Below are 17,879 nucleotides of genomic sequence, written 5' to 3'. Positions count from 1 at the left end.
GGTTATCGATATTATTTTGATCATTTGTATAAGAATGGATCGTCGTCATCAAACCGTTATTTATACCGAATTTCTCATCAAGCACTTTTGCAACAGGCCCAAGACAATTAGTCGTACAGGAAGCATTGGATATGATAAAATGCTTGTCGATTTCGAGCACTTCCTCATTGACGCCCATGACAATGGTAACGTCTTCATTTTTCCCCGGTGCAGATAATATCACCCGTTTTGCCCCTGCCTCCAAATGAAGAGCCGCTTTGGAACGTTCATTGAATTTGCCTGTAGCTTCGATTACGATATCTATGTTCATCTCTTTCCAAGGCAATTGCTTTGGATCGCGGTTATTGATAAGTTGTACCCGGCGGCCATTCACAACAAGTGAATCATCCTCCGCTACAATGATGCCGTCGAATTTACCATGTATCGTATCATACTTTAGTAAATGGGCTAACGTTTCAGCAGGATAGCTTGCATTGATTGCAATAATGTCCAAACTCTCATCTAATATGGCCTTTCGGAAAACCATTCTCCCGATTCTCCCAAATCCGTTAATCGCTACTCTTGAATTCATTGTTCGGACCCTCCTGAAAAATATTAATGTTATACTTATTACCCCTCTTATGTAATTAGTATAACATAATTAAGATTAATTGTGCTAATAAAAATGCGGATTAATCCTGTTTTTTCAACACAAAAGGAAGAAACCTACTGGTTCCTTCCTTTAATGACAACTATATGACATGCCAATCGTTGAGTATGGCCCTGACTTGCTTCTTCGTTTCCGTCAGTTCTCCATTATTATCAATGATCGCATCCGCTAGAGCTTTCTTATCGGCTAAAGGCATCTGTGAATGGATTCGGGCAAGGGCCTCCGCCTCCGATAGACCGTTCCTGTTCATCAAGCGCTCCAATTGAACCCGTTCATCCGCATAGATCAAAAGTGTTTTTTCAACCATGTAGGTCAGTTTACTTTCGAATAATAGCGGAATGTCCATGAATACCGTTTCTTTGCCTGCAGCAAGCGCCTCTTCCGTTTTGAGGCGCATCCACTTCCTTACCGCTGGATGCACGATGCTATTCAACAGCAGTCTTTTTTCCTGATCATGAAAGATTATCGATCCTAACTTGGCACGATCGATGGTCCCATCGGCCAATAAAATATTCTCACCAAATGCACGCACCACTTGGCGAAAGGCTTCTTCACCAGGCTCAACGACAGCACGGGAAGCCAGATCTGCATCTATGATCGTGAAACCGAGCTCCTGTAAATAGAGGCTGACACTGCTTTTTCCGCTGGCGATGCCCCCGGTGATTCCGATGATTTGTCCCATAAGCTCCCCCCTTATACATCCTATTTCATAACTTGAATAATCCGATTAATATCAAAAGGACACCCGGAAGAAAGGTCAAATGCTGAACCACTTTATTATTTGAAAGTAATTTTCCGCTTTGAATCCCGCTCCATATGAAGATTGAACTCATGACGGCGATGCATGCGGCGAGGATGATGGGGGAAATCCCGATCATGGCCGCGCCGACACCAGCCCCAAATGCATCCAATGATAACGCAAACCCCAATACGAGCGCTTCGACCCCGGTGATCGTACCTGATTTATCAAAATCGGCATTCAAGGGTTTTTGTAAAATATTGATGACGACCCCAAGTGATTTAATTTCAAAATTGAAGATGATCTTTTCGTGATATCTATCATCCTTCTGATCTTTATCAGGCTTGAAATATTGGTATACCATCCAGGCTCCAAGGAAAATGAGAATGATGCCCCCCGTTTTTTCAGCTGCACCAATGGATATGAGCTGACTGATGAATTGCCCGATGACCATCGCTATGCCTAAACTTAAAGCAGAACAAAATGAGATGACCGCTATTGACTTAAGCGGGATTTTCATTTTCCGCATACCAAATGTCATGCCTACACCAAAACCGTCGATACTAACTGCAAATGCAAGAAAGATAATTTGTAGCCACATCGGAATATTACTCCTTCCCTACTCGTTGCTACCCTAGTATATGGAAGGAGCCCATCCGATGTGTGTGAAATGCATAAGCTAAATTAACGGCTGGCATCGTGGGCAAATATGTGTGCCGCGCCCTGCTACAACCAGCTTTTCAAGCGGTGTGCCGCATGTTTTGCAGTCCTCGCCCTTTCGCCCGTAGACATTCAATTCCAACTGAAACATGCCGATTTGCCCTTGGGAGTTGACATATGAACGAATCGTGCTTCCTCCCTTTTCGACAGCTTCACCAAGTGTGGCAATGATTTCAGCATGCAGTTTTTCGATTTCTTCCAAAGAGAGTGAGGAAGCTATCCTCTCCGGATGGATGCCGGAACGGAATAACGACTCGTCCACATATATATTGCCGATTCCCACGACAACCGTTTGGTCAAGGAGCACCGGCTTGATTTTCCTGTTCGTCCTGGCCAATTTAGCCCGAAGTCCCTCGACGGTGAAATCCTCGGATAACGGTTCAGGTCCCAAATGCAGCAAAGGCAACCGCTCCAATTCCTCGCCTTTGGCAAACAGGTGCATCGTGCCGAATTTACGAACATCTCGGTAGCGAAGCTCACTGCCGTCCGTGAACGTGAAAATCACATGAGTATGCTTATCATAAGGTTCTTCCTTTTGATGCACCCCGTATTTGCCTTCCATCCTTAAATGCGAAACCATCGAATATTCATCCAAGGTGAAAATCAGGAATTTGCCCCGCCTGCCGATTTCTTGAATCGTCTGCCCCTTCAAGGCATGCTGAAACTGTTCGATCGGCTCGGGTGCTTTAATGATCTTTGGCCAGAAGACGGACACTTCCTTGATTTCTTTTCCTAGGACAAGCTGCTCTAAGGTTCTTCTGACTGTTTCCACTTCTGGAAGTTCTGGCATTACTATCACCTATCTTTTCTTATTTGGCATCAAACCATGTTGGCCCGAAGGCATAATCCACTTTAAGAGGCACGTTCAATCCGATGGCATTTTCCATTTCCTCTGGAACGATCACCTTCAGGATTTCGAGCTCCTCCGGCGGAGCTTCAAAAATCAATTCATCATGCACCTGTAGGAGCATCCTCGTCTTGAGCCCCTCCTTGATCAGGCGCTTGTTCATATTGATCATCGCAAGCTTGATGATATCCGCGGCACTTCCCTGGATCGGCGTGTTCATCGCCGTACGTTCCGCAAAGCTCCTGATGTTGAAGTTCCTGCTCGTAATCTCAGGTATATAGCGCCTTCTTTGCATGAGGGTGGTGCTATATCCTTTTTGGCGGGCTTCATGTATGCTTTCTTCCATATATTCCTGGACACCTGGAAAGCTTCTTAAATACTTCTCGATGAACTCCCCAGCTTCTTTTCTCGTAATGCCCAGGCTTTGTGATAACCCGTAATCGCTTATCCCATAAACAATTCCGAAGTTGACCGCTTTGGCTTGGCGTCTCATGTTCGACGTGACTTCCTCCGCCGATACATGGAAGACATCCATCGCCGTTCTTGTATGGATGTCCATCCCGGCCTGGAATGCTTCCACAAGTCCGCTGTCATTGGCGATGTGGGCCAGCACGCGTAATTCGATTTGCGAATAGTCAGCAGCGAAAATGATCCAATCCTTCTCGGAAGGAATGAAGGCCTGCCTGATTTTCCTTCCTTCTTCCAGCCTGATCGGGATATTTTGCAGGTTGGGATCTGTCGAGCTTAAGCGGCCCGTCTGGGTCAAGGCTTGGTTGAAACGGGTGTGCACCTTATCCGATTTGCCATTGACCACTTTAAGCAAGCCTTCGATATATGTGGATTGAAGCTTCCCAAGCTGGCGGTACAGCAATATTTCCTTCACGATATCATGCTTGCTCTCCAGTTTTTCCAGCACATCAGCTGAAGTGGAATAGCCTGTTTTCGTTTTCTTCATGACCGGGAGCTCCAATTTTTCAAAAAGGATGGCTCCAAGCTGTTTAGGTGAATTGATATTGAAAGCTTCGCCAGCCAAATCAAAAATCCTGGCTTCTATCGTTCTTAAGCGTCCGGCCAATTCCTGCCCCATATTTTTCAGACGGCCAATATCCACCTTTATGCCCTGCCATTCCATGTTTGCCAGGATGATCGATAATGGCAGCTCAAGGTCCGTCAATAAATGAAATTGCTCAAAATCATGGAGCCTATCAATCATCGGTCCTTTCAAAGAAAGGATCGCCTTCGATTTTCTGGCAATATGCTCGCTCAATTCAGCTTCACCAGGAATCATGCGTTTTGCGCCTTTTCCATAGAACACGTCATCGGTCTCAAGACGGATTGCGCCTTGGGTTTTCGTGATTTCCGCCACTTCATCCACTGACTCGGCAGGATCCAGGATGTAAGAGGCCAAAAATACATCAAAATCGATGCCCTTTATTTCGACTCCCCGATGGCGAAGTGCCACGACGGTTCGTTTCGCATCGAACACCGTTTTCTTTTTCGTTTCATCCTCGGCCCAGGATTTGAATGCCGCGGAGTTCAAAGCACTATCACCATGGAAATAGAAATGACCATGCTCATTACTGATGGCAATCCCGATGATGTCGGCCCGATGATAATTATCCTCTAGAATTTCCACATATAGAGCACTTTCATCCGCATACATGCCTTCTGTCATTTCCGCCGTATGGACCTCGATCTTTTCCTGCTCAAGCGGGACAGTTTCCGCAACATCCAATTTATCGAGCAAGGTCGAAAAGCCAAGCTCTTTATAAAATGAAATGACTCGATCCTGATCGATCCCGCTGTACTCGGTCTCGTTCAGGGAAACTTCAATCGGCGCTTCCCTCGTTATCGTGGCAAGCTCCTTGCTTAAAAGGGCCAGATCTTTATGTTCTTCTATCTTCTCTTTCAATTTTTGTCCGCTTACCTCCTCAATCGACTGAAGAAGGTTTTCTACCGTTTCAAATTGATGCAATAGCTTAAGTGCGGTTTTCTCGCCAACGCCCGGTATCCCGGGGATATTGTCGGAAGCGTCTCCCATCAGCCCCTTTAAATCTATGATCTGCAATGGGGATAGTCCGTATTTTTCGTGTATATGCTTTGGTGTATATTCCTCAATTTCAGTAATTCCCTTTTTCGTGATTGAAACCGTCGTACTAGGGGAGGATAGTTGCGTCAAATCCTTATCACCGGAAATGACCTTGACCTCGAAGCCGTCTTTTTCTGCTTGTAACGACAGTGTACCGATGATATCATCTGCCTCATAATTTTCCAGCTCATACCTTTTTATTTGGAAACAATCGAGCAGCTCGCGAATGAAGGGGAATTGCTCGGACAATTCCGGGGGCGTTTTTTGGCGTCCGCCCTTATATTCCTTGAATGTCGCATGTCTGAATGTCGTCTTGCCCGCATCAAAGGCTACAAGTATGTGCGTCGGTTTTTCCTCTGCGAGTATGCGGTTGAGCATCATCGTGAATCCGTAAACGGAATTCGTATGCACCCCTTTATCATTATTCAGGAGCGGAAGCGCAAAAAATGCACGGTAAGCAATGCTGTTTCCATCTATGAGTACTAATTTTTTATCCATATCCGTCTACCTCCAGACCAACAGGTTTATGTATTTTTCAGCTTCTATTTATATCGCAAAAAAAGCCGTTCATTTTCTCCCTCTATTCTACCATGAGTAGAAGCGGAAAGAAAAATGACGGCTATGCGGTTATTTTGTATTTCCCATTAACAAGCTTGCATAGGGGGAATCCGACGGGAGAACGATGACCGTTTGATCGCCAATCGTCTTTTTGTAGGATTCAAGAGTCCGGTATAATTTATAGAATTCCGGATCCTTGGAAAATGATTTATTATAGATTTTCGCTGCTTCCCCTTCTCCTTCTGCCCTGATCACTTCGGCATTCGCCTCCGCAGTCGAGAGCAATTCCTTCACCTTCCGATCCGTATCCGCAACGATCCGGTTCTTCGTCGCGTCACCTTTGGAAAGGTACTCTTGCGCTTTCGATTCACGTTCGGAAATCATTCTCTTGAAAACGGACGCTTCATTTTCAGCAGGCAAATCCGTCCTTTTTATCCGGACATCCGTCAAGCTGATGCCATAATTGTCATTTTGCAGCAGCTCGTTGACCTTTTCCGTTATGCGGTCATTTAAACTTCCTCTGGACGACTTCTCATCATTGATGATTTCATCATAATTCAATTGGCCCAGCTCTGAACGAACGGCTGAATAGATGAACTCCTCCATTTTCGTTTCCGCATTTTCAAACGTCCTTGCATTTGTAATCAGCTTCTTCGGGTCTTCGATTCTCCAAACTGCATAGTTATCGATCAGCATCCGTTTTTTATCTTTCGTATTGATTTCCGCCTCGGATACATCGGAACTCATTTGGTACTTCGGCAAGGTCATGACACTTTGGATGAATGGCACTTTCGCCTTTAATCCCGGGGTCTTATCGATCCTTACAACCTCACCGAATTGACGGACGACTTTATATTCCCCTTCTTTGACGATATAGACATTGGTGAAGACGATCAGCAGCAGGACGATGATAATAATGAGGAAGATGCCGATCCTGAAATAGCCCCTCCAATGAAAATCGCCTTTTTTCAGCTCAGTGAAATCGATTATTTTCCCGCTCATCGTTGTGCGCCCCCTTCCGCTGTCGCTTTTTCTTCCGATGGATTCTCCTTCTTCGCGTCCATATCGGCAGCATCATCTTCAGGAGCCGGCACTTTTTTCGTTTCCTCTTTTTCAAGAGAACGAAGCGGTAAATATTTCATCGTATTTCCATCATCATTCATGATATAAATCTCGGCATTCGGCAATACTCCCTCAAGGGTCTCAATAATAAGACGGTCCTTCGTAATTCCCTTATTGCCCTTATACTCACTATATAGTTTTTCGAAAACCGCCACATCCCCGCGAGCGGCCTCGGTACGGGCAGCTTTATCCCCATTGGCCTGCGAAAGGATGGCGTCTTTTTCCCCTACCGCTTCATTCATCCGTTTATTTTCATACTTATCGGCTTCGTTTCTTTTCGTATTGGCCGTTTCACGGGCATCCGTCACGTTCGTAAACGCTTTCCGCACTTCTTCATTCGGTAACTCCACATCCTGGAGCTTAACTGCTGAAATGGAAATCCCAACATCATACTTCTCCATTAGCTGGGTCAATAATTCCCGTACATCCGCTTCGATTTTCGCTTTCCCGGAAGTGAGTGCATCATCGATTTTCGTGCTGCCGATGATGCTCCTTAATGCAGCTGAAGTGGTGTCATACAATATTTTTTCCGGATCATCCGCATTGTATAGATATTTTGGAGGGTCGGTGATTTTCCACTGAACAACCAGGTCGGCCAGCACGATGTTTTCATCACCCGTAATCATTTTCGTCTCACTCGGGTAGTCCTTCACTTCTCCGTCCTCTTCCTTATATCCGAACTTAAGGCTGAATGTTTCTTTCGATAGCTTCTCAACCGATTGGATCGGCCAAGGCAGTTTAACGTGAAGACCTGGTTCCGTGATCGTCTCCTCCACCTTACCGAACGTCATGATGACAGCTTGATCGGACTCATCAACCGTGTACCAGGTCGTTATCGCAACAACCCCCAAAATTATAATAAGAAAAACAAGTCCTGTGATCGTATAGATCCTTTTTAAGCTAATGATAGGTATCACCCCTTCTTTGCCGTTATATCTTATTTACGCAAGGAAGGGTCTAAAGTTTCATGAAAATGAAATATTTGCCTAATTTAATTGCCGTGAGATAACTCCAGTCGGAAATGCCCAAAATAAAAGACAGAGACGCTTTGTCTCTGTCCATGCTTAACTCCTTGGATGAGGGGTTGTACAATCATTGTACCCCGCCATTATGAAGTCCATTTTAAGGAATTGTAAACGCTATGTAAATTCACCGCGTATTACATTTTTCCTTTTAAGCTTTTATTTAGCGTAACCGTAAATGTCGTTCCCGAGCCAGGTGTGCTTTCCACTTTGATTTTCCCTTTATGGACTTCAATGATATGCTTGACGATCGCCAGCCCAATTCCAGTTCCGCCCGAATCACGGCTCCTCGCCTTATCAATGCGGTAAAACCGTTCAAAAATCCTCGGCAATTCCTTTTCGTCGATTCCGATTCCATTATCTTGAACGGTAATGTCCACAGTCTGTTCATTTTCAATGACATTCACGGATACCCTTCCGCCATTTGGCGTGTAGGTCAATGCATTCGTTATCAAATTAATGAACACCTGTTTGATCCTGTCCGATTCCCCTTCAACGAATACCGGATTCTGTGATGAATGGATCTGAAGCGTTACTTCTTTTTGCTTCAGCTTTCCTATAAGCATCTCCTGTATTTCACCAAGGACTTTCGTAATGTCAACGACGCCTGCCTTCAGAACGAATTCCTGCTGCTCCATCTTAGATAAATTCAAAAGCTCCTGGATGAGTTCTTGCAGCCGGTCGCTTTCTTTCAAGATGATCGATAAAAAGTGCTTCAAGGTTTTTTCGTCTTTTAAGGCCCCATCCAATAAGGTTTCCGAAAAGCCTTTGATGGAAGTGATCGGAGTCCTCAATTCATGGGAAACGTTGGCGACGAAATCCTTGCGCATTTGCTCGAGCCGCTTCAATTCGGTGATATCATGGAAAATGAGCAAGATCCCCTTCCACTCGTCATGATTCCCGATGATAGGCGCCCCATATATTTCAAAGTGCTTGCGCTCGATGGCAAGCGGTATCTTCACCTGGCGCTTTATCGTTTTTTCGGTTCGGAAAATCTCTTCAATGATCGAAATGACTTCCTGATCTTTAATGACCGAGTAATATTCCTGAAACAAAAACGTAGCGGCATCCACACGGAAGCTTTTTTTGAATTCTCGGTTGATTACGGTGGTATAGCCCTTACTGTCTATAAGCAGGACGCCGCTTCCGATATTTTCAACAAGCGTTTCCAAGCGATCCTGATTCATTTCCCTCGCTATCTCGGTTTCTTGCAGGTTCCTTGCCAATATGTTCAAGGACGTCGTCAGCATCCCCGTTTCATCCGAATGCCGCTCCAATGTCCGAGTCCCATAATTCCCTTTAGCCAATTCAATGGCTGCCATCGTCGCTTCCTCGATCGGCCGGGTATAATAAGAAGTGATTTTACTGGCAAGCATGAGAATGATGATCAAGGCTACACCTAAACAAATGATCAAAATTTGCCACATTTGCTTATTCACCTGATGTATGGCTTCGATTTCGTTGCTATGTACGACAAAACCTTCAATCTTGCCATCCTTTTCAATCGTCTTCCAATAATAATGAAGGTCCGAGTCCCCTTCAACCACTTCATACCCTTCCCCATGCTTACGCCCCTTTTCCAACGTAATTTCACGAAGGACATTTGCGTGGTTTTTGAGTATCTCATTGGATGAAGTCGAATCGTATAATATCTCCCCGTTCGTTGAGAGAATGGTTAAGTTCGAATCCAAAAGGGGCGTCAGCTTTGCCGTTTTCCCTTTTTCCAAAAAGGAGTCGATCCCCCCATGTTCTTGAATATATGTAGATATGAAAAATGTTTCATTCTGTATACGCTCATTAAAAGTTTTAATATAATAGCTTTTGAACAAATGTCCCAATAAAAAGCCCACGGCCATCAGGACGACCATCACAAGCGTGATGAGGGTAAACAGGAGCTTTTTACGATAGGTTGTCATTCCTTTTTCGGCTCCTCAAGCTTATAGCCCAAGCCCCTGATCGTTTTGATGTATAAAGGTTTTTTTGTATCTTTCTCGATTTTTTCTCGAAGGTGGCTGATATGCACATCGACGATCCGGGAATCCCCCGCAAAATCATAATTCCACACTGCACTGAGCAGCTGGTCTCTCGTTAATACCCTTCCTTTATTCTTCGCCAAATACAATAGTAATTCAAATTCCTTTGGCGTCAATTCCAATTGCTGTTCATCAAAGAATGCTTCGTATCGATCAGGAAACACTTTCAATTCCCCCAACTCCAAGAGACCATCTTCCTGATCCTGACCTGCCTCACTTCCATTGGATTGCAGCTGCGACCTTCTTAGTATGGCTTTAATTCTTGCCACAACCTCACGTGGACTGAATGGCTTGGTTAAGTAATCATCGGCTCCAAGTTCAAGTCCCAGCACTTTGTCAAATTCATCGTCCTTGGCTGTCAGCATCAGAATCGGTATATTGATTTTCTGCTGGCGGAGCTGTTTACATACCTCAAGCCCATCCATTTTAGGAAGCATCAAATCCAATACGACCAAATCGGGACGTACATCCACGGCAGCCTGAAGGCCTTCTTCTCCATCCAAAGCCGTGATCACCGAATAGCCTGCTTGTTCTAGGTTGTACTGAAGTAAGGTAACGATCGATTGTTCATCATCCACTACGAGAATTTTCTTTGACATTAGATCCTCCTGCAATATGTATTACCCCATAGACCAAATTCTTCAGTCTACTCATCCAATTCCATTATAAAGAATATTATCTGAAATTTACACATAAAAAAAATCATCGATCATATTCCACTTATCATTGTCCCCAATGAGTCGGTAAAAAAAACAGCCCGAATATGGGGAGATAGGCATTGGCCTACCCTCCATGTCCGGGCATTTGATCAAGGGAACCTACACGTCTCCCTTACTGAAGGACTTGCATGACTGCTTTAACTGATTCAACCGATTTGGAAAGAGCAGCTTTTTCATCTTCAGTCAATTCAAGTTCGATAATTCGTTCAATGCCGTTAGCACCTAATACAGCCGGCACACCAAGGTAAATTCCTTCGAATCCGTATTCACCTTCAAGATAGGCGATTGACGGAAGAACACGGCGTTGGTCTTTGAGGATCGCTTCAGCCATTTCCACCAGGGACGCAGCAGGTGCATAATAGGCGCTGCCGTTTCCAAGAAGGTTCACGATTTCCCCGCCGCCAGTACGGGTACGTGCCACGATTGCATCCAAACGTTCTTGGGGGATCAATGTTTCCAAAGGAATACCGCCCGCATAAGAATAACGTACAAGGGGAACCATATCATCCCCGTGTCCGCCAAGTACGAAACCAGTCACGTCCTTAACGGACAAGTTCAATTCCTGTGCTACGAATGTACGGAATCGGGCTGTATCAAGAACACCTGATTGTCCGATTACGCGCTCCTTGGGGAAACCTGATTCTTTATAAACGGTGTACGTCATGGCATCTACTGGGTTGGTCAAAACGATGATGGTTGTATTCGGAGAATGTTTAACCACTTCTTTAGTTACGGATATCATAACTTTTTGGTTGGTTTGAACTAAGTCGTCACGGCTCATACCTGGCTTACGAGCAATACCAGCAGTGATGATGACTACGTCGGAATCCTTTGAATCGGCATAATCGGAAGTGCCGATGATGTTAGCATCGAAGCCTAGGACGGGACCTGCTTCCGCCATATCAAGCGCTTTACCCTTTGTAGGGCTTTCAGCTTGCGGAATATCGACTAACACGATATCGCCAAGTTCCTTTTGGGCTGCCAGGAATGCTGCCGTAGCACCCGTGAAGCCTGCACCGACCACTGTGATCTTTTTACGCTTAGACATATTATTTCCTCCTTGAATTGATTGAATTTTCGGAATACTAACAACGTCCTCATGTACACATATAAGCCTTCCGGAAAAGAACCCGCAGAGGAACTTTTCCGGAAAGCATCATAAGCAAAGATTATTATTTAAGGTTTTTGATAAGCTCGTCAGCGAACTCGGAACATTTAACTTCTGTTGCACCTTCCATTAGGCGGGCAAAGTCATATGTAACAACTTTAGAAGCGATCGTTTGTTCAACTGATTTCGTGATGCTGTTAGCAGCTTCGTTCCAGCCAAGGTGTTCAAGTAAAAGAACGCCTGAAAGAAGAACTGAAGATGGGTTAACTTTATCAAGGCCAGCATATTTCGGAGCCGTTCCGTGAGTTGCTTCGAAGATGGCATGTCCAGTTTCGTAGTTGATGTTTGCTCCTGGAGCGATACCGATTCCGCCAACTTGTGCAGCCAATGCATCTGAAATGTAATCTCCGTTCAAGTTCATTGTTGCAACAACATCAAACTCTTTTGGACGAGTCAGGATTTGTTGTAAGAAGATATCAGCAATGGAATCCTTAACGATGATTTTGCCTTCAGCTTCAGCAGCAGATTGTGCTTGGTTAGCAGCTTCAGTGCCTTCTGCGTCTTTAATTTTGTCATATTGGTTCCATGTGAACACTTTGTCGGCGAATTCTTGTTCAGCAACTTCATAGCCCCAAGTTTTGAATGCGCCTTCCGTGAATTTCATGATGTTCCCTTTATGAACAAGCGTTAATGATTTACGGCCTTCTTTGATCGCATAGTTAAGTGCAGAGCGAACAAGACGTTTTGTTCCTTCTTCGGAAATCGGTTTGATCCCGATACCTGAAGTTTCTGGGAAACGGATGTTTGTAACACCGAATTCAGTTTGTAGGAAATCGATTAATTTCTTCGCTTCATCAGAACCTTTAGCATACTCGATGCCTGCATAGATATCTTCAGTGTTTTCACGGAAGATGACCATATCAGTGTCTTCCGGACGTTTTACTGGAGAAGGTACACCTTCAAAGTAACGTACTGGGCGAAGACATACGAATAAGTCCAATACTTGACGCAATGCAACGTTCAATGAACGGATACCGCCACCGATTGGAGTTGTAAGAGGTCCTTTAATAGCGATCAGATATTCGTTAATGACATCTAGAGTTTCTTGTGGAAGCCATTCGCCTGTTTGGTCAAATGCTTTTTGTCCAGCTAAAACTTCTTTCCATTCGATTTTCTTTTCGCCATTGTAGGCTTTTTCAACTGCTGCGTCTAAAACGCGAGAAGCTGCTGCCCAGATATCAGGACCGATTCCGTCTCCCTCGATATAAGGAACGATTGGGTTGTTTGGCACGTTAAGAGCACCGTTAGTAACTGTGATTTTTTGGCTTTGTGTCATGTCTCTTACCTCCGATTCAAATTCAAAGGTTAGATGGTCCACCTTTAAAGCAGGCAGCACCACTAACCCTTTTTACTCACATCTATTAATTTACTACAAATCCGTTGAAATAAAAATAAGTTTCGAAAAACTTTTACTTAGCGTTTTTCAATCGGTACGTATTTTTGCATACCTGGTCCAACATAGTCTGCACGCGGACGGATCAAACGGTTGTTGGAATATTGCTCAAGGATATGAGCGATCCAGCCTGAAGCACGGCTCACAGCAAAGATTGGTGTAAATAGGTCGTGCTCGATACCTAGACTATGGTATACCGAAGCGGAATAGAAATCCACGTTTGGCGGAAGATTTTTTTGACCCGTTACGATGTCATTGATTTTAATGGACATATCATAATATTGAGGTTGTCCAGTAAGCTCCGTCAATTTTTGGGACATTTCCTTAAGGTGCTTGGCACGCGGATCGCCTTTACGGTATACACGGTGGCCAAAGCCCATGATTTTTTCTTTATTGGCTAATTTTTCGTTGATGTAAGGCTCTACATTTTCAACGGAACCGATTTCCGTAAGCATTTTCATGACTTGTTCGTTAGCTCCGCCGTGAAGTGGCCCTTTTAAAGCGCCAAGGGCAGAAGTAACACCGGAATAGATATCGGATAATGTAGCCACACAAACACGTGCCGTGAATGTAGAAGCGTTCAATTCATGGTCAGCATGAAGGACCAACGCTTTGTTGAATGCTTCTTCTTCGATTGCCGTCGGTTCATTGCCGCTTAACATATATAAGAAGTTAGCAGCAAAGCTTAAATCTGTACGCGGTGCAATCGATTCTTTTCCTTGACGGATACGAGCGAAAGTTGTTACCAATGTAGGGATTTTAGCTTGGATGCGGATGGCTTTACGATAGTTAGCATCTTCACTCATTACGTCTGCCTCTTCATCATATAGACCAAGTAGGGAAACGGCTGTGCGAAGAGCTCCCATTGGGTGCACTTTATCAATTGGGTAAGTTTTGAAATGATTAACCACTTCAGCTGGAATTTCAGCATTTTCAGCAAGTTGTTTAGTCAATTCTTCTAATTGGCTTTTGGTCGGAAGAGCTCCGTGCCATAATAGATAGATTACTTCTTCGAATGATGCATTTACAGCCAAATCGTCGATGTCATAACCTACATACGTTAATGTATCGTCGATGATGGAGCTTACTGATGAAGTTGTTGCTACCACACCTTCAAGACCTTTTGTTGCTGTCATACTAAATCTCTCCTTTTCCTGAATATTCCCCTATGTCCTTGCTCATTGCGTATAAATATAGCGCTTCCAAGAGATTAGCTATTGAATACAACCATCTATTTTTTAGCAGAAGACATACATCTTAAAGTTGGAAGCGTTCACAGAAATAAAACCCCACAATAGTAAAATGTACGCTAAACCTTAAGATAAGATCTAAAAATTTAATGCTTGTAGCCATTCCTAGTGAGCGCTTGCTCAATAACTACATCTTTTTTAAGATTCCTCAAAATATCATGGATATTCTGAATCCCAATTTTAATAATCCTGAGCAGTTACATCATTATTATAAACAATAAACACTTTTTTGGGAATGAAAAGCACTTAAAATGTGAAAAAATTATTATTTTATCAGAAGAATTAGCTACATATTCTCTTGCATTTTCAAAGAAGGCCTCTAACGTTTTTTCGAGAATTCCGTTACAAAGCAGAATAAATGAAACATTAAATAGAATAATTCCATTTCCATGACGGTCGAGGTTTTTGGTCATCCGCTTCCTTCTTCATTTGAAAAAATTGAAGATCTGCATGCATAAATAAGCAATGCCAGCCCCGATTAACGGACCAACGGCAACGCCCTTGAATAAGGCTACCGCAAGAATCGTCCCAAAAACAAGGGCCGTGGTGATGTGGGGATCATGTGATAATAGTGTAATCCCATTTTTTGCTATAAGCGCAACCGCTATTCCGGATGCAAGCGCGATCCAGGCATACGGGGATTTAACCGCATCTCCGAGCTCCTTGAACCCGATTGCCCCATTCGCGATCGGTATCAGTACGGAAATGGTGATGATCGTGACCCCCAAATTGATTCCTTTCGCCTCGAGATAGGGGAAAACCTTAGCGTCAAGACCAACCACTTTCATGATCAGCAGAAAACCTGCAGCCATGATCAGCGATGTATTTTTCCCGAACCAGCCGATCGCTGCAAGCAATATTAAAAATGCGATAGGTCCGTTTACCATTATGCCTTCGACTCCATTCTTTTTATTATTTTATTATTTTAACATAGCAAAACTCCCTCTTTCCTTGTTAATGGAGAGGACAATTCTTGTAAAAAGTTACATCGAAGGACGAAAGAATCTTTCCTTTCATTTCCATTCTCGTTACAATTATAATACAAACTTTATGATAGAAGGAGGATATGTCTTGAATCCAGTTTATATGTATCGCTTCATTCGTTCTTTGCTCGTCATCGGCGGGGTGATCTTAGGTGGGATTGCCTTGTTTTATTTATCCAAATATACATATCCATTCATCATCGCCATGGTAATCGCATTCTTGATGAATCCGCTTGTCACTTTCTTCGAAAAGAAAGGCAGGTTACCACGGGGGTTTGCCGTATTCGTTTCCCTCTTACTCATTTTTCTGATATTTGCGGGGCTCATCACCCTGCTGGTTACCGAAATCATCTCCGGTACCAATTACCTTGCAGGAGTCATCCCTGAACATATCGAAACGATCGTGGACTATATAGAGTCCTACATCGCCACCACCATCATCCCTTTATACAACCAAATCGCGGCGATGTTCAATAATTTGGATGTCGACCAGCAGGATACCGTCCTCAAGAATATCCAAAACATCGGCGAATCCATCACTACAGGAGTAAGCGGGTTCATTCAAGCGTTCTTGAAGAATATACCCACTATCATCGGCTGGTTCCCAACCACTGCAACAGCACTCCTTTTTACGCTGCTGGGCACTTTCTTCATCAGCAAGGATTGGGACACCTTTGGCAGGATGACCAGCCGTGTGCTGCCCGATAAGATTTTTTCAGGTGCCAAGCGTTTGTTCAGGGACTTGAAACGGGCCTTATTCGGCTTCATCCGTGCACAATTCACGCTTGTCTCATTGACGACTGTCACGATTTTGATCGGGTTTCTCATTTTAGGGGTTAATTATTCGATTACGATTGCCCTAATTTGCGGCTTGGTCGATATCATTCCTTATTTAGGGACGGGCACAATCTTCATTCCATGGATCATTTTCGAGTTCATCGTCGGAAATACGAGTCTTGCAATCGGATTGTCCGTGCTTTACATAATCGTTGTCGTCCAACGTCAGTTGATAGAGCCAAAGGTTCTCTCTTCCAGTATCGGTCTCGATCCGCTTGCCACTCTCATCGCCCTGTTCATCGGCTTCAAATTGATCGGGTTCCTAGGACTGATAGCGGGCCCTGTCGTACTCGTGATCTTCAATACACTTCAGCGGGCCCATGTCTTCAAGGCCATTTTGACCTTCATCATCGGCACGGATACAAAAAAGACCACATAAGAACAATCATCAATATATAGATAGCATTCTCCTGATATCATATAAAAATCCGCCTCGGATCGAGGCGGATTTTTTATATATCAAGCTTATTTCGAAGTCTCGAATTGCTCTGCTTCAGTAGAACCGGCAAGTGCCGTCGTGGACGAGGTTCCTCCTGAAACGACTTGTGCCACTTCATCGAAATAACCCGTTCCCACTTCACGTTGATGACGTGTTGCCGTATACCCTTCCGCTTCACTGGCGAACTCAGCCTGCTGCAGTTCAGAGTATGCAGCCATGCCGCGCTCTTTATAACCTAGAGCAAGATTGAACATGCTGTGATTCAATGAGTGGAAGCCTGCAAGTGTAACGAATTGGAATTTGTAACCCAATTTCCCTAATTCGACTTGGTAGGTGGCAATTTCTTCATCGCTTAATTTCGCTTTCCAGTTGAATGATGGTGAACAATTGTAAGCTAGCAGTTTCCCCGGGAACTCTGCATGGATCGCTTCCGCAAAACGGCGGGCGTCAGCCAGATTAGGTTCCGACGTCTCGCACCAGATCAGGTCGGCATACGGTGCATATGCCAAACCGCGTGCAATGGCTTGGTCCAGACCTGCATTCGTACGGTAGAACCCTTCTGGAGTCCTTTCACCTGTAATGAAAGGCGCATCCACCGGATCGATATCATCGGTGATCAAATCGGCAGCATCTGCATCCGTACGAGCAATCAAAATCGTCGGTGTCCCCATTACGTCGGCTGCCAAACGGGCGGAAACCAAATTACGCACGGCCGTTTGGGTCGGAAGAAGAACCTTGCCGCCTAAGTGACCGCATTTTTTCTCGGAGGAAAGTTGGTCTTCAAAGTGAACGCCAGCTGCTCCGGCTTCAATCATGCCTTTCATTAATTCAAAAACATTAAGCGAGCCGCCAAAACCAGCCTCAGCATCCGCCACGATTGGAGCGAACCAGTCAATATCATCTTTCCCTTCAGCAAAGCTGATTTGATCTGCACGCTGAAGTGTCTGATTAATGCGTTTAACCACTTGCGGCACGGAATTGGCCGGATAAAGACTTTGATCCGGGTACATTTGCCCGGCAATGTTAGCATCGGCTGCCACTTGCCAGCCACTAAGGTAAATCGCTTTTAAACCGGCCTTCACCTGTTGCATGGCCTGGTTGCCAGTCAACGCTCCCAATGCATTGATGAAATCCTCCGTTTTCAAAAGATTCCATAATTTTTCGGAACCACGACGGGCCAATGTTTGTTCGATATCGATCGATCCTCTTAATTTAATCACTTCTTCAGCCGTATAAGGTCGTTTGATTCCAGTCCACCGTGAGTCGTTTTCCCAGCTTTGTTGTAATTGTTGCGCTCTTTCATTCTTCATT

General features: G+C 44.4%; 15 protein-coding genes. 1 reads left to right on the top strand and 14 read right to left on the bottom strand.

What is annotated here, in order from left to right; genetic code table 11:
• From CVN76_RS22185 to CVN76_RS22120, 13 genes are all read right to left on the bottom strand, one after another.
• The coding region (locus tag CVN76_RS22185; protein ID WP_332850662.1) for a glyceraldehyde 3-phosphate dehydrogenase NAD-binding domain-containing protein at positions 1-571 on the bottom strand (571 nt) is incomplete at its 3' end.
• A 160-nt stretch (positions 572-731) separates the two neighbouring features.
• A complete protein-coding gene (coaE, locus tag CVN76_RS22180; RefSeq protein ID WP_100533091.1) occupies positions 732-1,331 on the bottom strand; it encodes a dephospho-CoA kinase in 600 nt (199 codons plus the stop codon).
• Between the two features lie 25 nt (positions 1,332-1,356).
• Positions 1,357-1,989: a sporulation membrane protein YtaF gene (gene ytaF / locus CVN76_RS22175; protein WP_100533090.1), complete on the bottom strand. Its 633-nt coding sequence runs from the start codon at positions 1,987-1,989 to the stop codon at positions 1,357-1,359.
• A 78-nt stretch (positions 1,990-2,067) separates the two neighbouring features.
• Positions 2,068-2,898, bottom strand: coding sequence for a DNA-formamidopyrimidine glycosylase (gene mutM / locus CVN76_RS22170; protein WP_100533089.1), 831 nt, complete (start codon positions 2,896-2,898; stop codon positions 2,068-2,070).
• 19 nt (positions 2,899-2,917) lie between these two features.
• A complete protein-coding gene (gene polA / locus CVN76_RS22165) occupies positions 2,918-5,542 on the bottom strand; it encodes a DNA polymerase I (RefSeq protein ID WP_100533088.1) in 2,625 nt (874 codons plus the stop codon).
• Between the two features lie 129 nt (positions 5,543-5,671).
• Positions 5,672-6,604, bottom strand: a complete 933-nt coding sequence (gene hflC, locus CVN76_RS22160; RefSeq protein ID WP_100533087.1) for a protease modulator HflC — start codon at positions 6,602-6,604, stop codon at positions 5,672-5,674.
• Complete coding sequence (gene hflK / locus CVN76_RS22155) at positions 6,601-7,632, bottom strand: FtsH protease activity modulator HflK (RefSeq protein ID WP_100533093.1); 1,032 nt, start codon at positions 7,630-7,632, stop codon at positions 6,601-6,603. Before hflK ends, hflC begins: the two co-directional genes overlap by 4 nt.
• Positions 7,633-7,883: 251 nt before the next feature.
• Positions 7,884-9,662: a two-component system histidine kinase PnpS gene (pnpS, locus tag CVN76_RS22150; protein ID WP_100533086.1), complete on the bottom strand. Its 1,779-nt coding sequence runs from the start codon at positions 9,660-9,662 to the stop codon at positions 7,884-7,886.
• Positions 9,659-10,378: a response regulator transcription factor gene (locus tag CVN76_RS22145; RefSeq protein ID WP_061142214.1), complete on the bottom strand. Its 720-nt coding sequence runs from the start codon at positions 10,376-10,378 to the stop codon at positions 9,659-9,661. Before CVN76_RS22145 ends, pnpS begins: the two co-directional genes overlap by 4 nt.
• A gap of 232 nt (positions 10,379-10,610) precedes the next feature.
• Complete coding sequence (gene mdh, locus CVN76_RS22140; protein WP_100533085.1) at positions 10,611-11,546, bottom strand: malate dehydrogenase; 936 nt, start codon at positions 11,544-11,546, stop codon at positions 10,611-10,613.
• A 124-nt stretch (positions 11,547-11,670) separates the two neighbouring features.
• Positions 11,671-12,984 carry an NADP-dependent isocitrate dehydrogenase gene (gene icd / locus CVN76_RS22135; RefSeq protein ID WP_260320185.1) on the bottom strand — a complete coding sequence of 438 codons (1,314 nt, stop codon included), beginning with the start codon at positions 12,982-12,984 and terminating at the stop codon, positions 11,671-11,673.
• Positions 12,985-13,079: 95 nt separating this feature from the next.
• Complete coding sequence (gene citZ, locus CVN76_RS22130) at positions 13,080-14,195, bottom strand: citrate synthase (protein WP_100533084.1); 1,116 nt, start codon at positions 14,193-14,195, stop codon at positions 13,080-13,082.
• A gap of 539 nt (positions 14,196-14,734) precedes the next feature.
• Positions 14,735-15,196, bottom strand: coding sequence for a DUF441 domain-containing protein (locus CVN76_RS22120; RefSeq protein WP_061142219.1), 462 nt, complete (start codon positions 15,194-15,196; stop codon positions 14,735-14,737).
• Positions 15,197-15,380: 184 nt separating this feature from the next.
• Here CVN76_RS22120 and ytvI point away from each other — a divergent pair, with 184 nt between their 5' ends.
• Positions 15,381-16,508, top strand: coding sequence for a sporulation integral membrane protein YtvI (gene ytvI / locus CVN76_RS22115; RefSeq protein ID WP_100533082.1), 1,128 nt, complete (start codon positions 15,381-15,383; stop codon positions 16,506-16,508).
• A gap of 86 nt (positions 16,509-16,594) precedes the next feature.
• Here the strand turns inward: ytvI and aceA are convergent, their stop codons facing one another.
• Complete coding sequence (gene aceA, locus CVN76_RS22110; RefSeq protein WP_100533081.1) at positions 16,595-17,878, bottom strand: isocitrate lyase; 1,284 nt, start codon at positions 17,876-17,878, stop codon at positions 16,595-16,597.
• Position 17,879: the final 1 nt, after the last annotated feature.

This window comes from Bacillus sp. mrc49 (assembly GCF_002803435.1).
Note: the sequence above shows the minus strand (reverse complement) of the source record. Positions and strands in the feature narration are given on the sequence as shown.